The sequence below is a fragment of the Segatella hominis genome, assembly GCF_004535825.1.
GTDB lineage: Bacteria > Bacteroidota > Bacteroidia > Bacteroidales > Bacteroidaceae > Prevotella > Prevotella hominis.
The window spans coordinates 20,624-42,868 of record NZ_SGVY01000028.1; the positions used below are offsets into that span (position 1 = coordinate 20,624).

18 protein-coding genes are annotated in these 22,245 nt (G+C 41.9%); 1 reads left to right on the forward strand and 17 read right to left on the reverse strand.

The annotated features are described in order from the left end of the window. Window positions 1–6 precede the first annotated feature (6 nt). The 12 genes from EXN75_RS10720 to EXN75_RS10775 all read right to left on the reverse strand — a co-directional run bounded on the left by EXN75_RS10720 (window position 7) and on the right by EXN75_RS10775 (window position 10,589). Window positions 7–450 carry a hypothetical protein gene (locus EXN75_RS10720; RefSeq protein ID WP_134843812.1) on the reverse strand — a complete coding sequence of 148 codons (444 nt, stop codon included), beginning with the start codon at window positions 448–450 and terminating at the stop codon, window positions 7–9. A 4-nt stretch (window positions 451–454) separates the two neighbouring features. Beyond that, a complete protein-coding gene (locus EXN75_RS10725; RefSeq protein WP_089543813.1) occupies window positions 455–1,930 on the reverse strand; it encodes a helix-hairpin-helix domain-containing protein in 1,476 nt (491 codons plus the stop codon). Between the two features lie 11 nt (window positions 1,931–1,941). Beyond that, a complete protein-coding gene (locus EXN75_RS10730; RefSeq protein WP_134843813.1) occupies window positions 1,942–3,378 on the reverse strand; it encodes a PP2C family serine/threonine-protein phosphatase in 1,437 nt (478 codons plus the stop codon). Between the two features lie 4 nt (window positions 3,379–3,382). Further along, on the reverse strand, window positions 3,383–4,435 hold the full coding sequence (locus tag EXN75_RS10735; protein ID WP_134843814.1) for a TerY-C metal binding domain-containing protein: 1,053 nt from the start codon (window positions 4,433–4,435) through the stop codon (window positions 3,383–3,385). Between the two features lie 13 nt (window positions 4,436–4,448). Next, a complete protein-coding gene (locus tag EXN75_RS10740; RefSeq protein ID WP_134843815.1) occupies window positions 4,449–5,114 on the reverse strand; it encodes an AIM24 family protein in 666 nt (221 codons plus the stop codon). A gap of 6 nt (window positions 5,115–5,120) precedes the next feature. Next, window positions 5,121–5,759 (reverse strand): vWA domain-containing protein, encoded by a 639-nt coding sequence (locus EXN75_RS10745; RefSeq protein ID WP_134843816.1) that lies wholly within the window; start codon window positions 5,757–5,759, stop codon window positions 5,121–5,123. A 63-nt stretch (window positions 5,760–5,822) separates the two neighbouring features. After that, window positions 5,823–6,461: a vWA domain-containing protein gene (locus EXN75_RS10750; RefSeq protein WP_089543818.1), complete on the reverse strand. Its 639-nt coding sequence runs from the start codon at window positions 6,459–6,461 to the stop codon at window positions 5,823–5,825. 12 nt (window positions 6,462–6,473) lie between these two features. Beyond that, the gene (locus EXN75_RS10755) at window positions 6,474–7,139 is read right to left on the reverse strand and encodes a TerD family protein (protein WP_089543856.1); all 666 of its coding nucleotides are present in this window, start codon (window positions 7,137–7,139) and stop codon (window positions 6,474–6,476) included. A 19-nt stretch (window positions 7,140–7,158) separates the two neighbouring features. Then, window positions 7,159–7,800 carry a stress protein gene (locus tag EXN75_RS10760; RefSeq protein ID WP_134843817.1) on the reverse strand — a complete coding sequence of 214 codons (642 nt, stop codon included), beginning with the start codon at window positions 7,798–7,800 and terminating at the stop codon, window positions 7,159–7,161. 2 nt (window positions 7,801–7,802) lie between these two features. Then, the gene (locus EXN75_RS10765) at window positions 7,803–8,483 is read right to left on the reverse strand and encodes a TerD family protein (RefSeq protein WP_134843818.1); all 681 of its coding nucleotides are present in this window, start codon (window positions 8,481–8,483) and stop codon (window positions 7,803–7,805) included. Between the two features lie 6 nt (window positions 8,484–8,489). Continuing rightward, entirely contained in the window at window positions 8,490–9,062 is a 573-nt protein-coding gene (locus tag EXN75_RS10770) for a TerD family protein (protein WP_089543821.1), read from the reverse strand. Between the two features lie 132 nt (window positions 9,063–9,194). Then, complete coding sequence (locus EXN75_RS10775) at window positions 9,195–10,589, reverse strand: hypothetical protein (protein ID WP_134843819.1); 1,395 nt, start codon at window positions 10,587–10,589, stop codon at window positions 9,195–9,197. Between the two features lie 1,109 nt (window positions 10,590–11,698). Here EXN75_RS10775 and EXN75_RS17715 point away from each other — a divergent pair. Continuing rightward, complete coding sequence (locus EXN75_RS17715) at window positions 11,699–11,866, forward strand: hypothetical protein (protein WP_167639498.1); 168 nt, start codon at window positions 11,699–11,701, stop codon at window positions 11,864–11,866. A 588-nt stretch (window positions 11,867–12,454) separates the two neighbouring features. Here the strand turns inward: EXN75_RS17715 and nhaD are convergent. The 5 genes from nhaD to EXN75_RS10800 all read right to left on the reverse strand — a co-directional run bounded on the left by nhaD (window position 12,455) and on the right by EXN75_RS10800 (window position 21,733). Then, window positions 12,455–13,825 carry a sodium:proton antiporter NhaD gene (gene nhaD, locus EXN75_RS10780; protein WP_134843820.1) on the reverse strand — a complete coding sequence of 457 codons (1,371 nt, stop codon included), beginning with the start codon at window positions 13,823–13,825 and terminating at the stop codon, window positions 12,455–12,457. 193 nt (window positions 13,826–14,018) lie between these two features. Continuing rightward, window positions 14,019–15,749 carry a C10 family peptidase gene (locus tag EXN75_RS10785; protein WP_134843821.1) on the reverse strand — a complete coding sequence of 577 codons (1,731 nt, stop codon included), beginning with the start codon at window positions 15,747–15,749 and terminating at the stop codon, window positions 14,019–14,021. 96 nt (window positions 15,750–15,845) lie between these two features. Then, window positions 15,846–16,745 (reverse strand): hypothetical protein, encoded by a 900-nt coding sequence (locus EXN75_RS10790; protein WP_134843822.1) that lies wholly within the window; start codon window positions 16,743–16,745, stop codon window positions 15,846–15,848. Between the two features lie 38 nt (window positions 16,746–16,783). Continuing rightward, a complete protein-coding gene (locus EXN75_RS10795) occupies window positions 16,784–18,520 on the reverse strand; it encodes a RagB/SusD family nutrient uptake outer membrane protein (RefSeq protein WP_134843823.1) in 1,737 nt (578 codons plus the stop codon). A gap of 21 nt (window positions 18,521–18,541) precedes the next feature. Continuing rightward, window positions 18,542–21,733, reverse strand: coding sequence for a SusC/RagA family TonB-linked outer membrane protein (locus EXN75_RS10800; RefSeq protein ID WP_134843824.1), 3,192 nt, complete (start codon window positions 21,731–21,733; stop codon window positions 18,542–18,544). Window positions 21,734–22,245 lie beyond the last annotated feature (512 nt).

A 22,245-nucleotide genomic window follows, 5' to 3' on the forward strand; every position in this document is an offset into this window, starting at 1 on the left:
ATATCATCAGAATACTGTAGCCATTATTGCAACAATAATAGCAAATGCATAAATTCCCAAAAAGACAAGACAAATTATTCCAAAATATTTCGAAACATATCTCAGACTATCAAACATATCGTTTAATTCTTTGTTATCATCATACCTGCAAGCTGAACGAGCTTGATTGATGAAAGAAAAAATTCTCTTTAAAACAGGATAATAAATAGCAGCTAATATTATATAAATTATACCCATAGGAATACTACTTCCTGTTCCTCGATAGCCATCCATAAATCCCCAAAAGATAGCTATAAAACCAACAATGGCTAAAAAGCCCATAGAGATACAACCTACTATGTTTATAAATTTTATCCATTTGGTTGCTTTCAGAAGATTTTCTTTCATTTCTTCAGTTATCTTCAATCGACATTCTACTGTTTCTTCTGTTTTATTCAAATCTATAGCCATAATTTTAATTATTTACAAGTTGAACAACTATTAATCTACCTCCTTGACTTTTATCAAGCAAAATCTGCCTACCATCTGTCAAAGGCACATATTCCCCAATACCTATAGGCTTTTTATCCGTCGCATCATACATATCTGGCAAACGGCGATTGATGAGAATCCATTGATTATTAAAGAAATGGAAGTCTCCTACAGGCTTTTTATCCTCATCTGTCGTTTTCTCATTTGCAGAAACCAGACGATTAGAATGCCACTTATACAAAGTCTGCTTATCATACACCATCAATCTGTAATTCTCAGACATATACTTTCCGTGAGAAGGTGCATAATAGAAATTGAGAATAGGCAATTGCCCTTTATATTCTGTTCCACAGAAAGGACATCTTGGCTTGGTAGTATTGTCAAAGACATACCAATGCGCCTCACATTTCGGATTTTGACAAGGTTGAACCAGATCACAAGTTTTAACCAAAGCATCTTCCCATTCGGCAGCACTTGGACGAGCAGAAGGATTATGAAGTCCATCTATAAAAGCTCTATCAAATAACTTTTTCAAATACGGACCACAAATTGTATATGGTAGTTTTGTAGGGTCACCTTGTGGCAACTGACTCTTATCTAGATCTTGAGGTTTTACACGATTTGTCTTATCTGTCGGATGCTCTATAAATAAAGCCTTTTCTCCCATCGACAACTCTTCATCTTTTGCAGGATCTATATCCCATACTTTGCCACCTCGCAGAGGATGACGATTTAGCAAGTACATATATATGAGCACAGCTAAAGCATGACGGTCTGTTGCGATACTCGGAAGTTTTTTATTAGGATCGCCAATCTTCAAGCCTTTGGTTTCCATAACCTCAGGTGCTATAAAATCAGGTGTACCTAAAACTCCTGCATCATATTTTCCAGGAACAACCAATTCATCAGCATCAATAATACAAGAATTACCAGAAATAGGATCTACAAGCACATTTTTATACGATAAATCAGAATGAGCAAGACCGGCAGCATGCAACCTTCTGACAGCACGAGCTAGTTTTAAACACATGTGTAAATCAGAAAGCCAAGTACCCTTTTGGTCTGCTGGGACAAAACGATTTCTCAATTTTGCAGATGCAAACCATTTACCTTCTTTTTCCTTACCATCAAAGGGCCCACCTTTAAAGAAATACTTACTTGGATAAAAGGGTAAGACCACACCGATCTTTCCATTCCATTCAACAAGTCGATCTGGCATAATTAAATAGTCTTTCCAATATTTACCCTCTACAGTCTCAAATATTCGTTTATGGTAAGGGCCTACAATATTTTCCAAACGATTTTTATCACTTGGTGAAAGAGTCTTTCGATAAAAAGCGACAACGTATGTCTTGTCTATTGAAAAATAAACATCCTTGACACCACCTTGAGCTTTGATTTCATCATAAAACTCAACGGTTGTGCCATCAGATGCCTTTAATATTACTTTGTTTGCCATAATATACTTTTCTAATACAATATTGCAATAGTTCTATCATCATGGTTACCTGGTGACCAGAAGTCTAACCATTTAAGAAGTTGTTCTTTGGCAGCTTCATTATCATCAGACAAATCCACCCCATTTTCCTTTAAATCATTCCAAAGTGCATCCCATTTATCAGGATTATTCAAGTTTGCGTCTGTTTCAAACTTTGGGTCACTTACGCCATCTGTCATCAAGAACAATGCAGTAAAATCTGGAACTATATAAAAGCGAAGACGCTGGTATAAAGCTGTCGCATCCTTGAATATCTCTGGCATTGTCAAAAATCGAGTTTGACCAGCAAACTCTCCCTCATCAGGTACACCAAGTAATTTTACGGTATGCATCTCTTTGTCATAGAGACATATTGCACCATCGCCAACCCAAAAAGATGCAACAAACCAGCCATAACTAAACTTCTTGCAAATCGTCAACAATAAAGTCGTAGCATAAATCTTTGTTGGTTGATTATGTGCAGCAGCCTCAGCATAAATTGCTTTTTGAGCACGAAAGGCAGCCGTACCAACAATCTTGTAGATATAATCCCCAACCATTTTACGAGCCTCGCTTTCGCTGTCTTCCTTAAACTGGTCATATGTATCTATCTCTTCTTCAAATTTCTTACTATCCAACAATTGCTCCTTGCAATAATCGACTGCCGTTTCACAAGCTATTCGAGAACCTTCACGAGAAAAGGGAGCAGAACCAGCTCCATCAGCAACAGCCATAATATACCATCCATTTTCAAGATGAGCCATTTTGAAATGGTCATCACGAGGTTTTGCTTCTTGGGCATGCGAACGGCCACGCTTGCTGGCAGCTACAATATCCTTTTGAGGAGCACCGTCATCCAGAGCCTCAACCTTCACATATTCACATTGTACATCTTCATTCTGATAAAGTGGTTCAGGCATATTTTCCCAATCCACAGGTAAATTCTTCCACAATTTACGTGGGTCTTGATTGATGACAAAAGGTATCTTACGTTCTAAGACGGGTCTATCTTCTGGCAAAAATATACCTTTATATTTATAGCATAGCGTCAGTTCAAATGTTGATTCTGCCGTTGCTGTACCACCATTACGTAATGGCTCTAAAGTTGGTAAACCACTAATAGTAAAACTATGTCCATCCTCTGCCACAGTTATTGTTAAGCCATGCATTTCTTCTGATATGCCGCTTACTTCAACAAGCACCATATTTTCATCAGGAACGTTCACTGTCTGTGAATATTCCTTTCCTTCTTTAGCATTCGGTATCGAAAATGCTAAAGACTTTACTTTATTTTCTGCAACTAAAATATTGTCCATCAGATGTTCTTTATATTGATTCCACAATTTGTCTGAAAGGAACTTCAAGAAGTCTTCCACCTTCTCGTCGTTCTTCCCTTGACAAACTATATCTATTATCTTTTCTACATTCATAGCTTTATCCTCTTCCTCTTGTTATATCAGCTCCACCTGCAGCAATTTCACCCAAAGAACCTTCCATACCACACCAAGGGCAAGCTGTCGTATTTCCGTCTGAACACATAATATTACCACATTCACAGACCACTACACCTAATTGGGCGCCACAACAAGGACAGGTTGGTACACCACGCAAAGCTGTTGTATTGATACTCTGGTTAGAACTTCCATCAGACAAGCTATTATATGTTTCTTCATCTATAGGATAAGCACCAACCAACTTAAACTCATTCTTCAATAAGCCAAGGTTTCCGTAATCCATGTCCTTGTACTCTGCCATTCGTTTTGCATATTTTACGAGATAAGTTTTCTTGGTATTGGAGCATTTGCCTACCAACACTACAAAATTCTCATCTATGATACAAGGCTTAGAAGTATCTACCTTTTCAAGATTTATACCAGATGTAGGTGCCAACTTTACTTCATCATCACCCATGTCCGTCACAGAAACGCTTGTTGCCTTGATGGAAGCAGTAACCCATTTGAAGAATGACTTGAACGAAATTTCATCAGTATTATTCAAACGAAGCACATTATCTGATATTTGTCCCAGCAACTGCGTATTCGCATTATCACCGATAGATATTGCTACAATATTAGCTGAATGACGATACTTCTGATTCCAACGAGTGAAAGCTGGAGTTGGATCATCTGTAGGAGTTCCATCTGTAAAGAGGAAAATGATTGGTTTCCAATCACCTTTTTTCTCCAAGGTTGTCTTCACTAACGACTTGTCCATATCATCCATCAAAAAGTTAAGAGCAGCACCTAAAGACGTACCTCCACCAATAGGAAACGTTGGAGGATAGAATTTATACAATTCCGTCAAAGGTGTTACACTTTTTGCTTTACCAGCAAAAGCTATCACTGATATATATGCTGTTTCAAGAGCATACGGATCGGTACGCAATTCTTGAACTATCATTCTCATACCATCCTGCACTTGCTGGATTGGCTCTCCTACCATTGACTCTGATACGTCAACGAGGAAATATATAGGTAATCTTCTCATTGTTTTGTTATTGTTAGTTATTTTTATAGACTATCATCGGTAGAGGACTCAGATAGACCTTACCAGGTCCTGTCACCTTCATTAAACTCAATCCCTCTCCTCGAAAGACATTACCAACAGACCAACCTGCCTGAATCTGTGAAGGAGAGAAACCTTTGAAAGCTACGATATGATTTTCATCAATTTCTATCGTTTCCCCATTGCCCAGAATCTTTTCTATTGGGGAACCAAGGGAATCAAGAAAAACAGTAGCATTACCATCTATCTTTTGGAAAAGTCCTACTCCACCCAATAATCCTTGAAGACTTATATTAAGGTTCAAGTTTATCTTATTCGTGGATGCAACATAATGTCCACGACGACAGATTAAGTTTTCTCCTTGCAATCTAATAGGAACGAGAGCACAACAACTACCAGAAAGTACCATTTTTCTCTCCGTATTTGTAGGATTATAGAAACGGATTATCAAAATAGATTCACCTGCCAACGCAGATTTCAAGACTCCTCCCAAGAGGCTACCTAATCCACCATTGCTAGAGCCACTTCCATTAAACTCCACATCACGTTGCAAAGCCTCATCAACATAGACAATACTTCCACGCTCTGCATAAAACGATTCTCCTGGTGACAATGTCACTTCAAGAGTCTTATACTCATATCCTACTATCTTGCAATTCATATCACTTTATACCACTAAATTTACTTCTGTTGGAGGTGCAGGCAGTTCTAGCTGGTCTGTAACTCCCATCGTCTTACCACCTCCTATGATATTAATTGATACCCATTGGAAGAACTTCTTGAATGTATTACTATCCATTGTATCAAGTGTAAACACATTGTCAGTAAGCTTCTTCAAAGGTTCAGTTTTTGCCTTAGGTCCAGCAGCACAAGCCACAATATTTGTGAACTGATGTGCTTTGACCTTTGGTATCACATTATCGTATGCCAACAAATCCGAAGGTTTTCCATCTGTCAAGATAAACAATAATGGCATCCAATCACCTTTTTGCTCTTTAGATCCCATATTCACCTCTACATCATATCGTTGACACAACAATTCCAAAGCAGCTCCCATGTGAGTTGGTCCAGCTTCAGGACAAACAATCTCCGGCAATTGAAGGTTCTCCAATTCGGTCAAAGGAAGAATTTGCTTGACATCCTTATCGTATGTTATAATACTGATACAAGCCGTTTCCAAAGCGTATGGATCCAATCGCAAAGATGCTATCATATCCGACAGTCCCACCTTCACAGACTCTATAGGTTCACCTTTCATGGAACCAGAAGTATCTATCAATATATAAACAGGTAATCTTCTACTCATAATTTGTTTAAAGATTAAATTATAGATGATGCTCTTACTAAAGAGCACCATCCTTAATAAAATTTATACTACGATATTAACCTCTGGTGGTGGAGGTGGCAACTCACTCATTGTTGTAGCTTCGCAAGCAGTATCCTCAACAGATTTACTACTTGTACTGATTGAAGCTGAGACCCATTTGAAGAAAGCCTTGATAGTCGCACTATCGGCAGTATCTAGCTGAACCACATTTTCTGTGATTTGCTTCAACGTATTGGTATTAGCACCTTGACCAGCAGCACAAGCTACAACCATACCACACTTACGCTTCTTGAATTCCTCAAGTCCCTTTGTAATAGAGTCGGTCGGTTCACCATCTGTCATAATGAAAACCAATGGTCGCCAATCTCCCTTTACCTCAGCTGTGGTCTTTGTAATCTCACTATCTATCTTTTGCGATAGTAGTTCCAACGCACCACCTAATGCTGTGCAACCACTTGCATCAATGTTTGGCTGTTGGAACGCCGCCAACTCTGTAAGAGGTGAAACCTGCTGTGCAGATGTATTAAAAGTGATAATACTGATATACGCTGTTTCCAACGCATACGGATCACTTCTCAACGTGGAGATAAGCGTTTGAACGCCATTTTTCACTGCCTCGATAGGTTCACCATACATAGAACCCGAAGTGTCGAGGAGTAGATATACAGGTAATCTTCTCATTTTATAAACATTTTACTTTGAATAATCTCTTGCCACACGAACAATGGTTTGTCCGATAGTTCTATCTTCAAACGCATCACCGATTGCTGCAAATTTCCATTCACCATTGCGTCGGTACAACTTACCCATTACAAGAGCACGCTTACCTACACATTCTGTCTTAGTCGCTACATTATATTGAGCAAACACTTGCTTAGGTGGTCTTTCAGGTGTACCCTCAAACATACGAATAGAAGCATATGGAATTCCTGAGAAATCACCACTATATTCATTATTATTATATATGTTCAAAAAGAACACGATAGAGTTCACATTATAGCTGACACGATTCAAATCAACAGTAATAATCTCATTGTCAAGACCATCATCTCCATTTTGATCACCTGTTAGGTCATCACCTGTATGATGAAGAGCACGATCATTTGAATCCAACTTACCTTGAGGTAGTTTGCCATTGAATTGATATAAAGGAGACCAAATATGGTCAACCACATTACCATTAGCATCAAACATCATACAACTAAGATCCAAATCTACATCTACAACAGAGGTAGACAAACCAAAGAAAGTTTTCTTGATGATAGCTCCCCAGTTACAACCAACACAGAAGTTGGTCAATTTCGCACCAGTCTCTTTTTCAAGATTGATGCGTTGTCCTTTTTCAAGTTTTATTGCCATAATTATCAAGTTTTAAAAATTAATCTTTACTGCCGGGACTGTAATTGAATCCCCAGCCATATTGCTTGTCACAATCACGATGTCCATCATGAAATGTTACCAGTTTCTTCACTGTAATAGAATTATCACCAGCAAAATCTAGCTGGGCTATCGCACAGAACTTTTTGTCACTGTACTGTTGCCCCATTTTCACGATGACATCTTGATTGCCTGGAACTTTGACTTTTACAACAGCATTCGTCTCCGACCATTTAGCTACGCCTTCATAAATAAAGGTATAAACTATAATACGCTTAATTTCATTGATACCTACAGGATTCACAAGAATGGTTTCTCCAGAAGAAGCACCACCTCCACGGTCATCGCCTTGATGCCATATATAAGGAACCATATCATAGCAGCCTTGTCGAGTCACATGATGACGGTCGCCTCCTCTACCATGAGAGAATTGCAAACCATCTATCAGCATCTTCTTACCATTACGCAACTCATAATAACAGCCTAAATCCAGATCAATGGCATTGCCAAAGAGATTTTTGAAAAATCCCCCTTTACTCCAGTCAAGATTGATAACTATCTCACCAGCAAAAGGCTTGCCCGCTGTAGGCTTTTCCAAATTAATGCGATGAGTATCACCGCTCTTTTCTAGAATGATTGCCATAATTACATAAATTTAGAAGCATACTTTCTGCAAATAGGTTCTAGTCCATCTTTATGAGCCTCACCTACTGCCTGGAATTTCCATTCAGAACCACGACGATATAAACGACCAAATTCAACACCTTTATCGGTAGAGAAGTCTTCATCCAAATCATAACGGCAAATAACCTCTCCATTTATTGCATTCTTTATCTGAATATATGCATTACGGACCTGACCAAAATTATACTTCATTCGTGGAGCATTCACAGGGTCATTTGCATCTGATGGACTCCAATAGATACTTGCTGTAAAAAGGATTTCTTGCACCTTAGCCGAAGTTTTTGTCAAATCCACTTCTATTTCCTCATTTCCCTCTCCAGTATCATCGTCATCATCACCTAAATCATCAATAGATCCTAAGACGCTTTTATCTAAAGATATTGGACGCATAACAGGTTTGCCACTTTCATCAAAGATTGGTTTTCCATTATCATCTAAAGCCTGAGTCTGATTACCAGAACCATAGAAAACAAAATCATATTCGTTTTCTATCTGCCCATTGCTACCCAACAGGAAAGTAGATGCATCCAAATCATATGCAGGGTCTGCATTTGGATTCACCTTCCATCCCATCTCTACCTTCAAACGAGTCAAACCAGATTCGATTTCAACTCGTTGACCTTTAATCAAATTAATAGCCATAAGCGATTATGCAAATTGTTTAGCATATTTGTTTACGAGAGCCTGCAGACCACCTTTATTACCATTACCAATAGCCTCAAACTTCCATTCTCCATTATGACGATACAGACGACCAAACTCTACAGCTGTCTCTATAGAAAAGTCCTCATCCAAATCATAACGAGCTATCTCTGTATTTGTCTTTGCATCATAGATACGAATATAAGAATTTCGTACTTGACCAAAATTCTGGCGACGTTCATCAGCTTTATAAATAGTTGCAGTAAAGATTATCTCTTTAATATTTTGACTAACCTTTGTCAAGTCAACATTCAGGGTTTCATCATCACCACCATCACTATTTCCACCAGTCAGATCATCGCCTGTTGATTCCACAGAACCATCTGGAGCTTTCTGATTTCCATAGAACACAAAGAATTCCTGTTGTGGAATCTGACCATTCTCACCCAACATGAATGCAGAAGCATCCAAGTCGAAATCATAACCAGAACCTTCATTTGGATCCCAACCGAGTCCTACACCTACTAATGACAGCCCCTTATCCATACTAATGCGCTGTCCTTTTTCAAGATTGATCATATTCTCAAATATTTAAATTGTTATTATTATCTGTTTGATGGTGCAAAGCTAATCATTTTTCTCCACACCTTATTAAATATGCAAACGTTGCAAGCTAGCAAGAGTAAAAAGTCTAATAAACAAGTTGCAACCTTACAAGGCTGAGATTCTCTGCCATTCATCAGAATCCTTTAATTGTTTTATACCCTCATCTATACCTTCCTGATAAGTCATCAAATCTGCCGAGATTCTGACTCCATAGTTACCATACATATTACGCTGTATTATATAGTCTTCTGCATGGAACAAAACATCATTCAATTTCAATATCTGTTTTTTCAATAATGCAATCATTGGCGCACGAGTTGCATAATCCAAGATATTAGGAGCTTTATCAGCCTCACCGCCAAACTTCTTATAGATGATTTGATATTTCTTCATAATAGCAGTCATTCTTTTTTGATATCTTTCAAGTTGTTTGGCTGTTACAGGCTTATTAAAGTTGATACCTCCACTCATAGACTCTAACAAAAACAAAGCATACAATGCCTTCTCTCTTCTGTGGATTTTCTCCAACTTGACATCTGCCTCAGGAAAGTAAATTTGCTCTTTTAACGTATCTATGACAACAGAACTCTTCACACCCTTACGAAGCATTAGAATATCAAAGATCTGCTTATAAAAACCACGGAAAATAAAACGTCCGGTTTCTTCCTGCAAATAATTCAGTCTTAGATTATGGTAGTTTTCTGCCAACAAATCCAATATTTTACGAATAGTACCAAGAGCATCATCCTCTATTTCTACAAGCAAGAAATTCGACACCATTCTATCATTAACAAAAGATTCCCCTATCTTTATCATGAAAGAAGGATTTACTAGTCCAAACTCTTTCACATTCAATTTCGCAGCCAATAGGTCTTTACAAAAACGTTCTGTTGACAAGCTACGCAACTGCTTAATAATAACTTGCAGTCGTTCATAGCTTACCTTAGGATATAAGAAATCAGCAATCTGATACAAATCCGTTTCAGAAATACTTTGATAATGCTCCGCTATTTTTGGCAAATAGACAAAATCAAAACCCGCTAATCGTATCTCCGAACAGATTTCCCGGTAACTATTTTGGATTTGCTCATTGATTTTCTTATCAAATTCACTTTCAACATAAAGAATTTGAGTATCTTCAAATTTTATTTCAGATGTATCAATGGAAAGTACAGTTACCGAACTTCCCATATTGATAGTCATACAACAACGTAAAGCTAGAATCAGCAAAGCCTCTTCCCTTGCACAATAATTGTCAGACATTGCCGTTTGATTGAAATCACCAATCAAATCATGCTTAAGACTATCATCAGCCAAAAGAAGTTCATTCAAAGCTGCAGCAAAAGTATAGGAGGCTGCAGCCACTTCATCTTCCTTCTTGATTCCATATTTCTCACGCAAAGAATCAAGAAAGATAATCTCTCTTGCATCAATGATACCATCAGCCTCTATCAAATCAGAAACTATTCTCATTATACTTGCACGTTCAGACTGCCTCATGCCTTTCCTATTTAATGACAGAGGCTCCCAACCTGCCAAATTATTATTAAGGTATATATACAAAGAAGCGCGGAGCCAGTCTGCTGCTCGTTCCACGCTATTAAGGCCTTCGCATTGCCCTGTCTGTCGAAACGAACAACGCTGGAAGCCCCACGCCGATGTAAGTATATAGTACCACCTATCAACTCATTGCCAAATGCTATGAGCCGACAAGGGCTGTATATATAATACATCCCAAGGGGCGTCCCCGTTGCTTTGTTCTTGACAGACATTTGGAAGTTGCGAAGTTCTAATAGCGTCAAAACCAAAGCGTACAGATACGCCTTTTATGTATATATGTCCATCCCACCTTCGCCCAGTTGGAGCTTCCAGTAAGGATATGACACCGCAAAAGTAACAATTATTATCGAATCTACCAAATTTTCAGCAAAAAAGTTGTTTGAGGGGACACAAATGAGAAGAAGAAGTCTTACTTGGCTAGCAACTTTAGATTTTGGGGAATGTTTCCACATACTTTCCTCATTTTCCATGCCATCTACTTTTGGTACACAAAACATAAACACCTGATTATCAATTCATGTCATTTTCACTCTTCTTTTTTGCACACTGATTGTGACTATGATTAGCGGGTTCGACAATGAATCCAGAAAGAAAGTAAGTAACATTAAACAGAAGTTGGCACTCCTATCCAGCCACAGGCTACTACTGAGGAGACTACTCAGCAGGAGACTACTCAGCAGGAGGCTACAGAGACTGAACAGCAAACAAATGCTGAATAAGAAATCACAAGAGAGTTCTGTAGAGTTCAATAGAATTCTATTTGCAGACGACATATTAAGAATAATAGGGAAAGCGTAGAATCCTGCAGGCAGTGATGCCGGCAGGATTCTACGCTTTTTGGATGCAGCAACATATACATGGATCTCAAAAGAATAAGCTAAAGAAAAAAAACAAAAGTTTAATTCAATAAAAAAATCCCAAAAACTTTAGAAGTTATAATAATTTGCACACATATAGTTAAAATGTAAGTAATATGAGTACAACAATAAAAACAAAATCTTCCGCTTCTATAAGAATAGATACGGATTTGCTCAATATTCTAAAGAGCAATGCTAAAAGAGACAACAGAAGCCTCAGCAATTATTTTGTTTGAAATAATTCCTCAGCAGTCAATTGACAGAACCGAAGGAATTTGTCAAGGACTACGTGAAGTAAAAATGATAAAGAAGGGTAAATTGAAAGCAAAATCCGCAGACGAACTTTTCGATGAGATATAATATTGAAACAACTCCTCATTTTGAAAAGGAGTTAAAGGACTTAGCTAAACGCTATAAGTCCATGAAACAAGATTTTGGCAAATTCAAAGATTCCTTAAAAGAAGATCCTTTCAAGGCGTTTACTTAGACGGAGAGTTAAGAAAAATCCGTATGACTATTGATTCCAAAAGAAAAGGTAAAAGCTGGAGAAGCCCCTCCAGAAGTTCCTACCATGCTCACCAAGCGGTCCCTCGGGGATCACGTGATGGGGAATCGGTGAACATGAGACGAGCAACCGTTGCTCACGAGGCGGGCAACAAGTGCCCAAACTAAGAACCCGAATTTGGGCAACATAATAATGATTGCCAAATCAATCATCAACAAGAATAACCTTTAACCAGATATTCCATCATAAATAAATGAGACTTCCCGGCATCAGAACCGAGAAGTCTCATTCTTTTTATCTTATCATCTGTCAAGTCTTTAAGCCAATATTTTCAACTGAAAAATGAGGCTATGAGACTTTTCTTTCAAAAACTTTTCCACGTAAGCGAGAAAGCTTCTGCCCTTTCAGAGCATGTGGGATTTATACCTGGAAATGCTTATCCCTTAGATAGCATAAAGGAAGGTGCGGATGAACCAGTAGCAAACGATACCTGCGATGTAACCTACAAAAGCAATCCAGGAGATATGCTTCATATACCAGCCGAAGGTAATCTTCTCCAAGCCCATTACTACCACACCAGCAGCACTACCGATAATCAGCATTGAACCACCTACACCGGCACAGTAGGCCAGCAACTGCCAGAAGACACCATCCACAGCCATATCGCCAGCAGCAGCCACAGGATACATTCCCATACATCCAGCCACCAGAGGCACATTGTCCACGATACTTGAAAGCACACCGATGATACCAGTTACGAGGTAGTGGTTGCCATCAAATACGACGTTCAAACCCTGACCCAAAGCAGTCAATACGCCAATCTCAGCCAAGCAAGATACCGCCATCAGGATACCGAGGAAGAAGAGAATGGTACTCATATCTACACGAGAAAGCAACTTGGTAACACGCTTCTGAGTTCCTTCTGCATCCTGTCCGCGATGCAAACCACGATAGAAAATTTCGGTAGCAGTCCAGAGAACGCCCAATACCAGGAGGATTCCTACGAATGGAGGCAAGTGGGTGATACTCTTGAAGATAGGAACAAAGATCAGACCGCCTACTCCGAGCCAGAACACAGCCTTGCGCTGACCCTCAGTGAAATCGCTCACAGATGCATTCTGCTGGGCAGAAGCCTCAGGCATGACGAGTTCGCCCTTCAACATGGTCTGAAGGATGAGAGCAGGAATCACCATAGAAACTACAGATGGGATGAAGATTTCAGCGATAACACCGGCAGCAGTAATCAGTCCCTTGTTCCAGAGCATGATGGTGGTTACGTCGCCGATTGGTGAGAAAGCACCACCCGAGTTAGCCGCAATGATGACAAGGGATGCATAAACCATGCGGTCCTTGTGATCGGTGACGAGCTTGCGGAGAATCATGATCATCACGATACTGGTAGTCAGGTTGTCAAGGATGGCAGAGAGGAAGAAAGTGAGAATAGCAATACGCCAGAGGAGCGCACGCTTAGACTTGGTCTTCATCACCTTGCGAACCCAGTTGAAACCGCCATTCTGGTCTACGATTTCCACGATGGTCATCGCCCCCATCAGGAAGAAAAGTGTAGTAGCGGTATCGCCCAGATGTTCCTGAATGATTCCGGTCACCTTCTCTACCATACCTGCAGCGCCACCTGTATAATCAGGGTGCATCAACTGGAGATACTGCATCGGATCCACCATGTAGAGGGTCCAACAACCTACCAACATCAACAGGGCAATCGCAGCTTTGTTTACCTTTGTCAAGCTTTCGGTAGCTATGAGCGCATAGCCGAGCACGAAAACGACAATAATAGAAATTGTAAGTGTAGCCATTACTTTTTATTTATTATTAGATATTAACTGATATTCAAAATGAATTTTCTTTCCTTCATGATTTGGTAAGTATTTTTGCCAAACGGATGCAAAGGTACAAAAAGAAAAGCAATAACCACGCAATTCCTTATTATAATTGTATGAAATCGTTTACTTAATTACGGATTTCTTCCCAAACCATAAGAATTCTACGTTACTGTGGCTGAAGCTCATAATTGATTTCACCATCCTGAGGACGATGGATGACTACCAGAGTCTGATAGGTATCGAAAGTCTCATCCCAGCCACCTGTCTTCAGCGGCATCTTGTCGATAGGCACCCAGGCATCACCGGCTCCATTGAAACCATAGTTCACATGCACGAGGCCCTTGCTGTTGTAACCATCTATCACGAAGGAATGAGAGAAATAGTTATTTTCTCCATTCTTATAGGATGTTCCGCCATAAAGTACTGGACGACCGGCACTCAACTCCTTGAAGATAACTTCCTTCCAGAGCTTAGCATCCTGCTGGTTAGGATAGTCGCGATAACCGTAATATTTCACGATATAGCCGAACTTCTTTGCAAAACCGTAGTTCTCAATATCAGATACCTGACTGGTGCTCACATCCGTGCCATACTGCATATTGACAACCTCGCCGCAACGAGCCATCAGGAGAGCTACGGCAGCAGCCTGAGCATCGGTATATTTGCCTTCCTCATAAGAAGGAAGCATGTTGTCCCAATCGATCACCGTACCATCAGAGAGCTGAGCTGGATACTTGTAATAATTCAAGATCTGAGCCAGGGATGTAGCCACACAACCCGTAAGGCACTGCTTGCCATCTTTGGTTGGTGTATCGTTCCAAAATGGCGCATACTGTCCCCAAGTGGTAGTAAGCATGGCTGGCACTTCCGCCTTGCAGCCCTCTGGAATCTCATCCCCATCGCTCCAGGTGAAGTCGTCATAGCCATAAGTATCACCTATCTGATTGCCATCATAATCATAAAGATATGAACAGAACCAAACCTCGCCAGCATACTCATCGCCTGTAAACTGGGAATAGCCTCCTGACGGATAGATGCTCACATAATACTTGCTGCTCAGATAGATGGAATAATAACCATAGTCGTCGGCTGTAGTGGAAGGAGTTATCTCGGTAGAACCCTCAGGAACGGTGAAGTTGATGCTATAACCTTCCTCACCCAACGGATTCTCCAAAGTATAACTACCATCATCATAATGAACGAGGGTAGCGGTAAACGACTCGCCAAGGGCTGCAGATGTGTAAGTTCCCGTATGGCGCCATACCTCAGCCTTGGTGCGCTCAAATTTCAGTGCGATAGGCTCTGAATCGGCATATTCCGGGTCAGAACTTGTAGCCGTGATATAGATGGTGTATTCACCGATAGCCAGACCAGTAAGAAGCACACTGTTGGTCTCCGTCTGTCCGCTCACCTCCTTGCCGTCTGCATCTTGATAGTGGTAAGAATAACCGGTGGCATTCTCCACCTCAGGCCAGGTGATGGTTACACCGCCGTTAGCAGAACTTGCCGAAGGTACAGGGTTAGCCAAAGGAGTTTGGGCTGTGGTAGTAGCGGTAAGGGTGGCGATAGGTGATGTACTCTTATCGCCAGTCAATGCTGCGTATGCCCATACCTTCAGGGTGTAGGTGGTGGTAGGCTCCAGACCCGTGGCTATCAGGGTTGTACCACTTGTCATATCTCCCAGCACCCGGTTGTCATTGGCATCATACAATTCGTATGCATACTGGGTAGCACCAGCCACAGGCTGCCAGTTGAAAGACAGCGAGGTGGCCTTCGTGATATCCGATGAGATAGCGGGAGCCTCCAACTGTGTCTTTACGACATCATCATCGCTACATGAGCTGAAGCCCAGGCTAACGGCAATGAGGAGGAATAATATGCTATATATCTTTTTCATTCTATTGCTATTTTAATGTTATTTTATTTTCTTCTGTTCATGAAATTCCATTTTGTTCATGAAATTATAGATTGCTCATGACTCCTCATTTCACTCCTATGGATTCCACATCACTTCGATATAGTTGTAGCCTTCAGAAGTTCCATCGGTATAATCTGTGGAATAAGTAGCGAATACACAATAACCCAATTTGAAGGAGACATAGGAATAATCACCATAACCGATATAAGAGTTCATGATGCAGAGGCAAGACACGGTCTTGTCGCCCACCGTCCATGAAGGCCATTCACCCTTACTGGAATCATAGAGGTAATAGCCATCTACGGTTTCGTCATTATAACTGTAATAATTGGTATATGGCAGTATCTTGTTGTAGGAAGTTGCTCCCGATGCCACACCACCTACCAGGAACACCATGTCCAGACCGGAACCTACGAAATCCTTGATGCGATAGCGGTTGGTGCTACCCAGGCGCTCGATATCCACAGTCCACTTCTGCTGGTTTCCGTTGATGGTCCAGGTCATGTCCGCATCCTTGACGTATGTTTTCCAGGAAGCCTGCAGTGCATAACCGCTAAAATGGGAAGTACCCTTGAACTGACTGCTATAGTGATCAGCGTAAGCCTCATCAATGGCAAGGTCGAAGGAATACTTCTTATCCTCCTCCATTTCTCCCACCCCGATGGTGAGAGATGCCGTCTTCTGACCAGCTTCAAACTTCACCGATGACGGGATGGTGAGTCCCTCACTTGCCGATTTGCAGACGATAGGCACCTCGGCAGCCTCGCTGTCATTCACACGAGATACCTTCAATTCTATCTCTGGCTGTTCGCCAGGACCACAAACATAGTCGGCAGTATTGTCGGCATCGAAATACACCTGCATACTGTTGGCAGGGGTTGGCGCTCCAGGCTGGTAGTCGTCATCGCTATCACAGGCTGTGAATCCTGCACCTATAGCCAGCACCATCAATATCTGATATATGAACTTTTTCATAATTTCTAATCTAAATCCTTTTATAAATGAATCCGAAATCAATAATCCGTCTGAGAGGTCGCAGCATTCGTTGGGTCTGGATTGAGCACCACGGCTGTATTCTGGTCACGCTCATAGTCGTAGATGTAATAGTTGAGCCATGGAGCCACCTTGCCTTCCTTGGAATTGAGCTGGGCAGAGGCTGGATAATTGCTGCCATCATAATAACGCTGGATGCGCATACCGAGACGCTTGCGGTCGAAATAGACAAGTCCCTCACCCCAGAACTCGATGCGTTTCTGCACCATCAGTTCCTGGATGAAAGCATCCATATCGGTAGCAGCACACTGGTATGAACCATCGGTATAACGATAGGTGTTCATGAAATCAGTCAAGACCATCTTGCCTGCCTCCACGTTCTGTGTGTGTGCCTTAGCCTCAGCCAGGATAAAGTACATTTCCTCTACACGCATCAGAGGTATATCGAAAAGCATCGCTACATTGTAATCGGTCTGATTGCCAGAGCTCATGCGGAACTTCATGCCGGCATAAGCTGGGAGATCCTGCCACTGGTCTGACTTGAGGATGGATTTATACTTAGAAGGAACCGCTGTGGCATTCACATCAGAAGGATCCACCCATGTAGTCTTGCGCCAGTCGGCATCAGGCATCTTCTCATAGAGAGACTTGTCGATGCAGCGATATGTGCCCATACCACCCCATGTGAGATTAGGAGCCTCAGAACCCATCCAGCACAACCATGAATACCAATAGTAGGTCAACATATCCTTGTCCTGCATAGAAGCAGACCACATCCAGGCACCTGTAGCAAGATTGAAGCCCGTCTTCTCATTGTGCCACTCGTCGCTGCTCAGCGGAGCATAGCCATCGAGCGCCATCGCCTTCTGTGCATATTCTGCAGCCTTGGCATAGCACTCATCAGCGGTGGTCACACCCAACTTAGCGTAGCCATCAGCATCTTCCTCATGAGCGAGCTGGGTAGCCAAGTCTTCTGGATTCTTCTCAAAACGGGTAGCCATCTCCAGCCACAGACGAGCCTCCAGTCCATAGACCACGCTCTCATCTGGCTGTGTCTTGTTGGCACGTTCAAAACCCTTCATCTCTGATTCCGCCAACTTCAGGTCGTTCAGGATGAAACGATACATGGTATAGAATGGAGCACGAGGATTATTCTTAGACTCCTTGGCGGTTGTCTTCTCTGTCACGATAGGCACGGTGAGTCCAGCCACCTTGCTTTTCTCTGCCTGAGCATCCAAACTGCTGAAGCCCGTGGTCTTGTACTCAAACATACGGGTCATGTCGAGATAAGCCAATGCTCTGTAGGCACGAGCCGCACCGGCGTATGCCTTCTGGTCAGAATCATCAGAACCGAACTTCTCCACCATGTTGTTGGCATTGCTCACCAGGTCATAATAATAAGAATAGGTATAGAGCGAGAACATATTGAGCGAGGTGCCGTCGGCTATCCATGCCAAGTAATCATTGGTGACATTGCTAACAGGCTCATCGCCACCCAGGATGTCACGTATCAGCATCTGACTTGGATAACCCCAGTCGTATGCTACCTGTGCTCCGTTATAAGAGAACTGCTCCACCATTTTGGCATTCAAGCCGTTGAGTAATATCTTGCCAGGGTTCTTGGCAGTTTGCATCTGCTCACCTGTCGCATAATCAGTAGGAAACTCTTCCTCTATACAACTCTGCATCAAGGAAGAAGCAGCCAATATCATGAATGGCATCACAGCCATCTTCATTATTTTCTTGTTCATCATCATAATCGTCCTTTTGTTTGAGAGTTAGAATTGGAGTGTTACACCAGCCGAAATGGTACGTGTGAACGAATAGTTCTCTGTACCAGGAGAACCTGCAGAACTGGTTCGAGGATCAAGACCCTTGCGCTTGGTCCAGAGACAGACATTATCTGCAGAGGCATAGACACGCATCTTGCTGAAGCCCAACTTGCTCGACCATACCTTAGGGAATGTATAGCCCAGGTTGATGTTGTTCAGGCTCAACCAGCTACCATTGGTCAGGAATCGGTCGGAAGTAGAGTTGGAATAGTCATCACCAAACTGGAAACGAGGTATATTGGAAGAGGTATTATCCTCAGACCATGCCTTGAGCACATCCTTATGGAAATTGTAACCCAGACTGGTGGATGTAGGGCTGCCCATCAGGTTTCTGTATCCCTCATCAAGCACCTTGCCACCGATGGAATAGGAGAAATTGAACGCCAAGTCGAATCCCTTGAAATTCACACTGGTACCAAAACCACCATAGATATCAGGAGTTGGATTGCCACAGTTATAGTCTGTCGCATCATTATAAGTGGTGGTGGTCGTAGTATTACCCTGTTCGTCGGTCACATACCACATAGACTGTCCATCCTCTGCCACACCTGCATACTTTGGCATACGCCAGGTGTACATCGGAAGTCCCTCACCATAGAAGTAGAATTCACTTACATATCCGCCATGACCCTCCAATGTACTGTTGATATTGTCTGGATTCAGAGAGACGATTTTATTGCGATAATGGGTGGCATTGAGATTGATGTTCCACACCAGGTCCTTGGTACGGATGGCATCATAAGAGAGGGAAAGTTCCACACCCTTGTTTACCATATCGCCTACATTGTCATAGATACCATCATAGCCGTATGACTTAGGATAATAGACATAGCAGAGCATATCGGTGGTCTTGCGATAGAAATATTCCAAGCTACCAGTCAGGCGATTATTGAACATACCGAACTCCACACCTGCATTGACATTGGTATTGGTCTCCCAAGTGATGTTAGGATTACCCTTGGAACTGACAGTAACAGCCACCTCGCCATTATTGTTGCGCACCACATAGAGGTCGCGGTAGAGGTTGCTGCCGATACCATCATTACCCTGCTGACCGAAGGAAGCCTTCACTTTCAGCATGTCGAGCCATCCCTTGCTGCTCTCCATCCATTTCTCCTTGGTGAGAATCCAAGCACCACCGAAGGAATAGAAACTACCCCAGCGATGACCAGGAGCAAAGTTGGAAGATGCATCACAGCGATAGGAAGCCTGTGCAAAATACTTGCCGTCATAATCATACATACCACGGAAGAAATAGCCCTCGGTATTATATTTTGACTGGTTTGAATTGCCATCCTGAACCTTGATGGCACCGCTCAATTCCTGGTTGTCGAAATAAGAGAACATACCAGAACGCGTAGCACTTACGCCCTCGTCTGTAGAAGTAGAATTCTCATGACCGAAGAGCAAAGTCATATTGTGATTGCCAAAGCTATGGGCATAATTGATGAGTTGCTGGAAGTTGGTTGCATACGTACGACTATGGCTCTTGCTCACCTGTCCCTCCGGATAAGACATTGCACCCCAACCATAGAAAGGCTGATAAGTGGAGGTATAGCGATACTCATAATCACTCACCGTGCCATTGAGAGTCAACTTCAATCCCTTGACAAATGTAGGAGTGATGTCGGCAAAACCAGCCAAAGAGAAGGAATTAGCCACTGAATTATTGGTCTGCAACTGGTCGTCCTTCAACGAATTGATCTGCTTTGCTACTACGCTACGCACAAGTCCGTTGACTGCACCATCACCATAGTCACACATCTTACCATTCTGGTCGGTAATGATATTGCCCTCGCCATCACGTATATAAAGAGGATAAATCGGAGCTATACGGCTCGCTGCATAGAAGACATTATAGCCAGAGTTAGAACCAGCCTGGTCGGTATTGGTATGTGCATAGTTCACATTGCCACCCACCTTCAACCATTCGTTAGCCTTCAAGGTTGACTTCAGATGGGCGGTATAGCGCTTGATACCTGAGCCGTAGGCGATACCAGGCTCGTTGAGATAACCCAAGGAAGCATACATCTGAGCCGCATCGTTACCACCATTCACGCTCACGTTGTATTCCTGACGCAAGGTGTGACGCATAGACTCGTCCAACCAGTTGTCTGGAGTGACTGTATATACCTTACCCTTATAATATACACGATTGCCAAGAGTAGCATTCGGATTCAACCTGCCATTATCACCGATGAGATACTGGCCGTCTGGCACTGCATAACAGAGATAACCCAAACCGCCATTGGAAGTATCGCTGCTGATAATAGATTTGTTGGCTGCGGCATGGGCAGCATAAGGAGTCATGCCATTGGCGATATTATTGCGATAGACAGCACCATACTGCAACTCATAATATTGTCCTGGGTCGGAAATCATATCATAATCCTGGGTGGCACGGCTCGTGCTGCCCCACTTGGCATCCAGCGTAACCACGGTTTTGCCCTTCTGCGGATTCTTAGTAGTAATCATGATGACGCCATTGGCACCACGGGCTCCATAAAGAGCATTGGATGCAGCATCCTTCAATACGGTCATGGAAGCCACATCGTTTGGGTTGATATCATTCCATGAACCAGAGAATGGTGCACCATCCAGGATAATCAATGGTTCCTGGTTGGCATTGATAGAACTGATACCACGAATCAAGAAAGAAGGAGTGGCAGAAGGATCACCTGAAGACTTGTACATCTGCACACCAGCAACCTGACCTTCCAAGGCATCAGCTACATTATTTACAGGACGCACGGCTATTTTATCGGCATCCAATACTCCTGCAGAACCCGTGAAAGAGGATTTCTTCTGCTCACCATAAGCCACGACAATGACTTCATCGAGCTGGCGGTCTTGCGAGTGCATGTTCACCTTCATGCCCGGAGCAGCCTTCACGGTCTGGGAGTCCATACCGAGATAACTGATCACGATTGTCTCGCCCTGTTTTACACTTGGCAGACTGAACTTACCGTCAATGTCGGTCACAGTTCCTGTCTTAGAACTTTTTACCAAAATCTGGGCACCCACTACGGGATCTCCATTCTCATCGAAGACCTGTCCTCCAATCTGTCCGGAAGACTGTGCCAGCACTTGCCCCGAAGCAGCCAGCAACAGGGAAGCAAATAAAATCTTCATTCTCATATTATCTATCACTTCTTATATTTATTATCCTCACATAATCTTAAAACACATCAATATATACAGCATCTGATATACCATAATATATAAGCCTTGTTATAATATATCCACTTAGCCTGTTTTATAATATGCTACATTTATATGTCATACTGCAATATTTTATAAAAGATTTCATAAAATATGTATTTAGATGCAAAGGTATAACAATTCCAGCAAAAAGCCAAGCAATATTTCTTATTTTTGCGGTTTTTTATATCAGATAGATATTTTTCACGACAAAATAACGTCCAAATGCAATATTCTGTTTAGAAATATCACAAAATGAGCTTACAAATCTCTTCTAAAAACACAGTCATTTGACCGTCGTAGATACCTCATCGACGATGCTCTCTATGAGAAAGTTGAAACACGGAAAATGAAAGTTTTAAAAATTATTAGGAAAAGAATGATGATAGTTACATAAAAAATCGTATCTTTGCATTTCATAAAATATGTAACATAAAACATGGAATAGA

Excerpts from the sequence above, each read along its gene's own strand:
- EXN75_RS10770 (WP_089543821.1), bottom strand. The coding sequence starts at position 9,062 with ATGATCAATCTTGAAAAAGGACAGCGCATTAGTATGGATAAGGGGCTG.
- EXN75_RS10755 (WP_089543856.1), bottom strand. The coding sequence starts at position 7,139 with ATGGCAATAAAACTTGAAAAAGGACAACGCATCAATCTTGAAAAAGAG.
- EXN75_RS10720 (WP_134843812.1), bottom strand. The coding sequence starts at position 450 with ATGGCTATAGATTTGAATAAAACAGAAGAAACAGTAGAATGTCGATTG.
- EXN75_RS10800 (WP_134843824.1), bottom strand. The coding sequence starts at position 21,733 with ATGAGAATGAAGATTTTATTTGCTTCCCTGTTGCTGGCTGCTTCGGGG.
- EXN75_RS17715 (WP_167639498.1), top strand. The coding sequence starts at position 11,699 with ATGCTAAAAGAGACAACAGAAGCCTCAGCAATTATTTTGTTTGAAATA.
- EXN75_RS10785 (WP_134843821.1), bottom strand. The coding sequence starts at position 15,749 with ATGAAAAAGATATATAGCATATTATTCCTCCTCATTGCCGTTAGCCTG.
- EXN75_RS10790 (WP_134843822.1), bottom strand. The coding sequence starts at position 16,745 with ATGAAAAAGTTCATATATCAGATATTGATGGTGCTGGCTATAGGTGCA.
- EXN75_RS10740 (WP_134843815.1), bottom strand. The coding sequence starts at position 5,114 with ATGAATTGCAAGATAGTAGGATATGAGTATAAGACTCTTGAAGTGACA.
- EXN75_RS10725 (WP_089543813.1), bottom strand. The coding sequence starts at position 1,930 with ATGGCAAACAAAGTAATATTAAAGGCATCTGATGGCACAACCGTTGAG.
- EXN75_RS10795 (WP_134843823.1), bottom strand. The coding sequence starts at position 18,520 with ATGATGATGAACAAGAAAATAATGAAGATGGCTGTGATGCCATTCATG.
- EXN75_RS10735 (WP_134843814.1), bottom strand. The coding sequence starts at position 4,435 with ATGAGAAGATTACCTATATATTTCCTCGTTGACGTATCAGAGTCAATG.
- EXN75_RS10730 (WP_134843813.1), bottom strand. The coding sequence starts at position 3,378 with ATGAATGTAGAAAAGATAATAGATATAGTTTGTCAAGGGAAGAACGAC.
- EXN75_RS10760 (WP_134843817.1), bottom strand. The coding sequence starts at position 7,800 with ATGGCAATCATTCTAGAAAAGAGCGGTGATACTCATCGCATTAATTTG.
- nhaD (WP_134843820.1), bottom strand. The coding sequence starts at position 13,825 with ATGGCTACACTTACAATTTCTATTATTGTCGTTTTCGTGCTCGGCTAT.
- EXN75_RS10745 (WP_134843816.1), bottom strand. The coding sequence starts at position 5,759 with ATGAGTAGAAGATTACCTGTTTATATATTGATAGATACTTCTGGTTCC.
- EXN75_RS10775 (WP_134843819.1), bottom strand. The coding sequence starts at position 10,589 with ATGAGGCAGTCTGAACGTGCAAGTATAATGAGAATAGTTTCTGATTTG.
- EXN75_RS10765 (WP_134843818.1), bottom strand. The coding sequence starts at position 8,483 with ATGGCTATTAATTTGATTAAAGGTCAACGAGTTGAAATCGAATCTGGT.
- EXN75_RS10750 (WP_089543818.1), bottom strand. The coding sequence starts at position 6,461 with ATGAGAAGATTACCTGTATATCTACTCCTCGACACTTCGGGTTCTATG.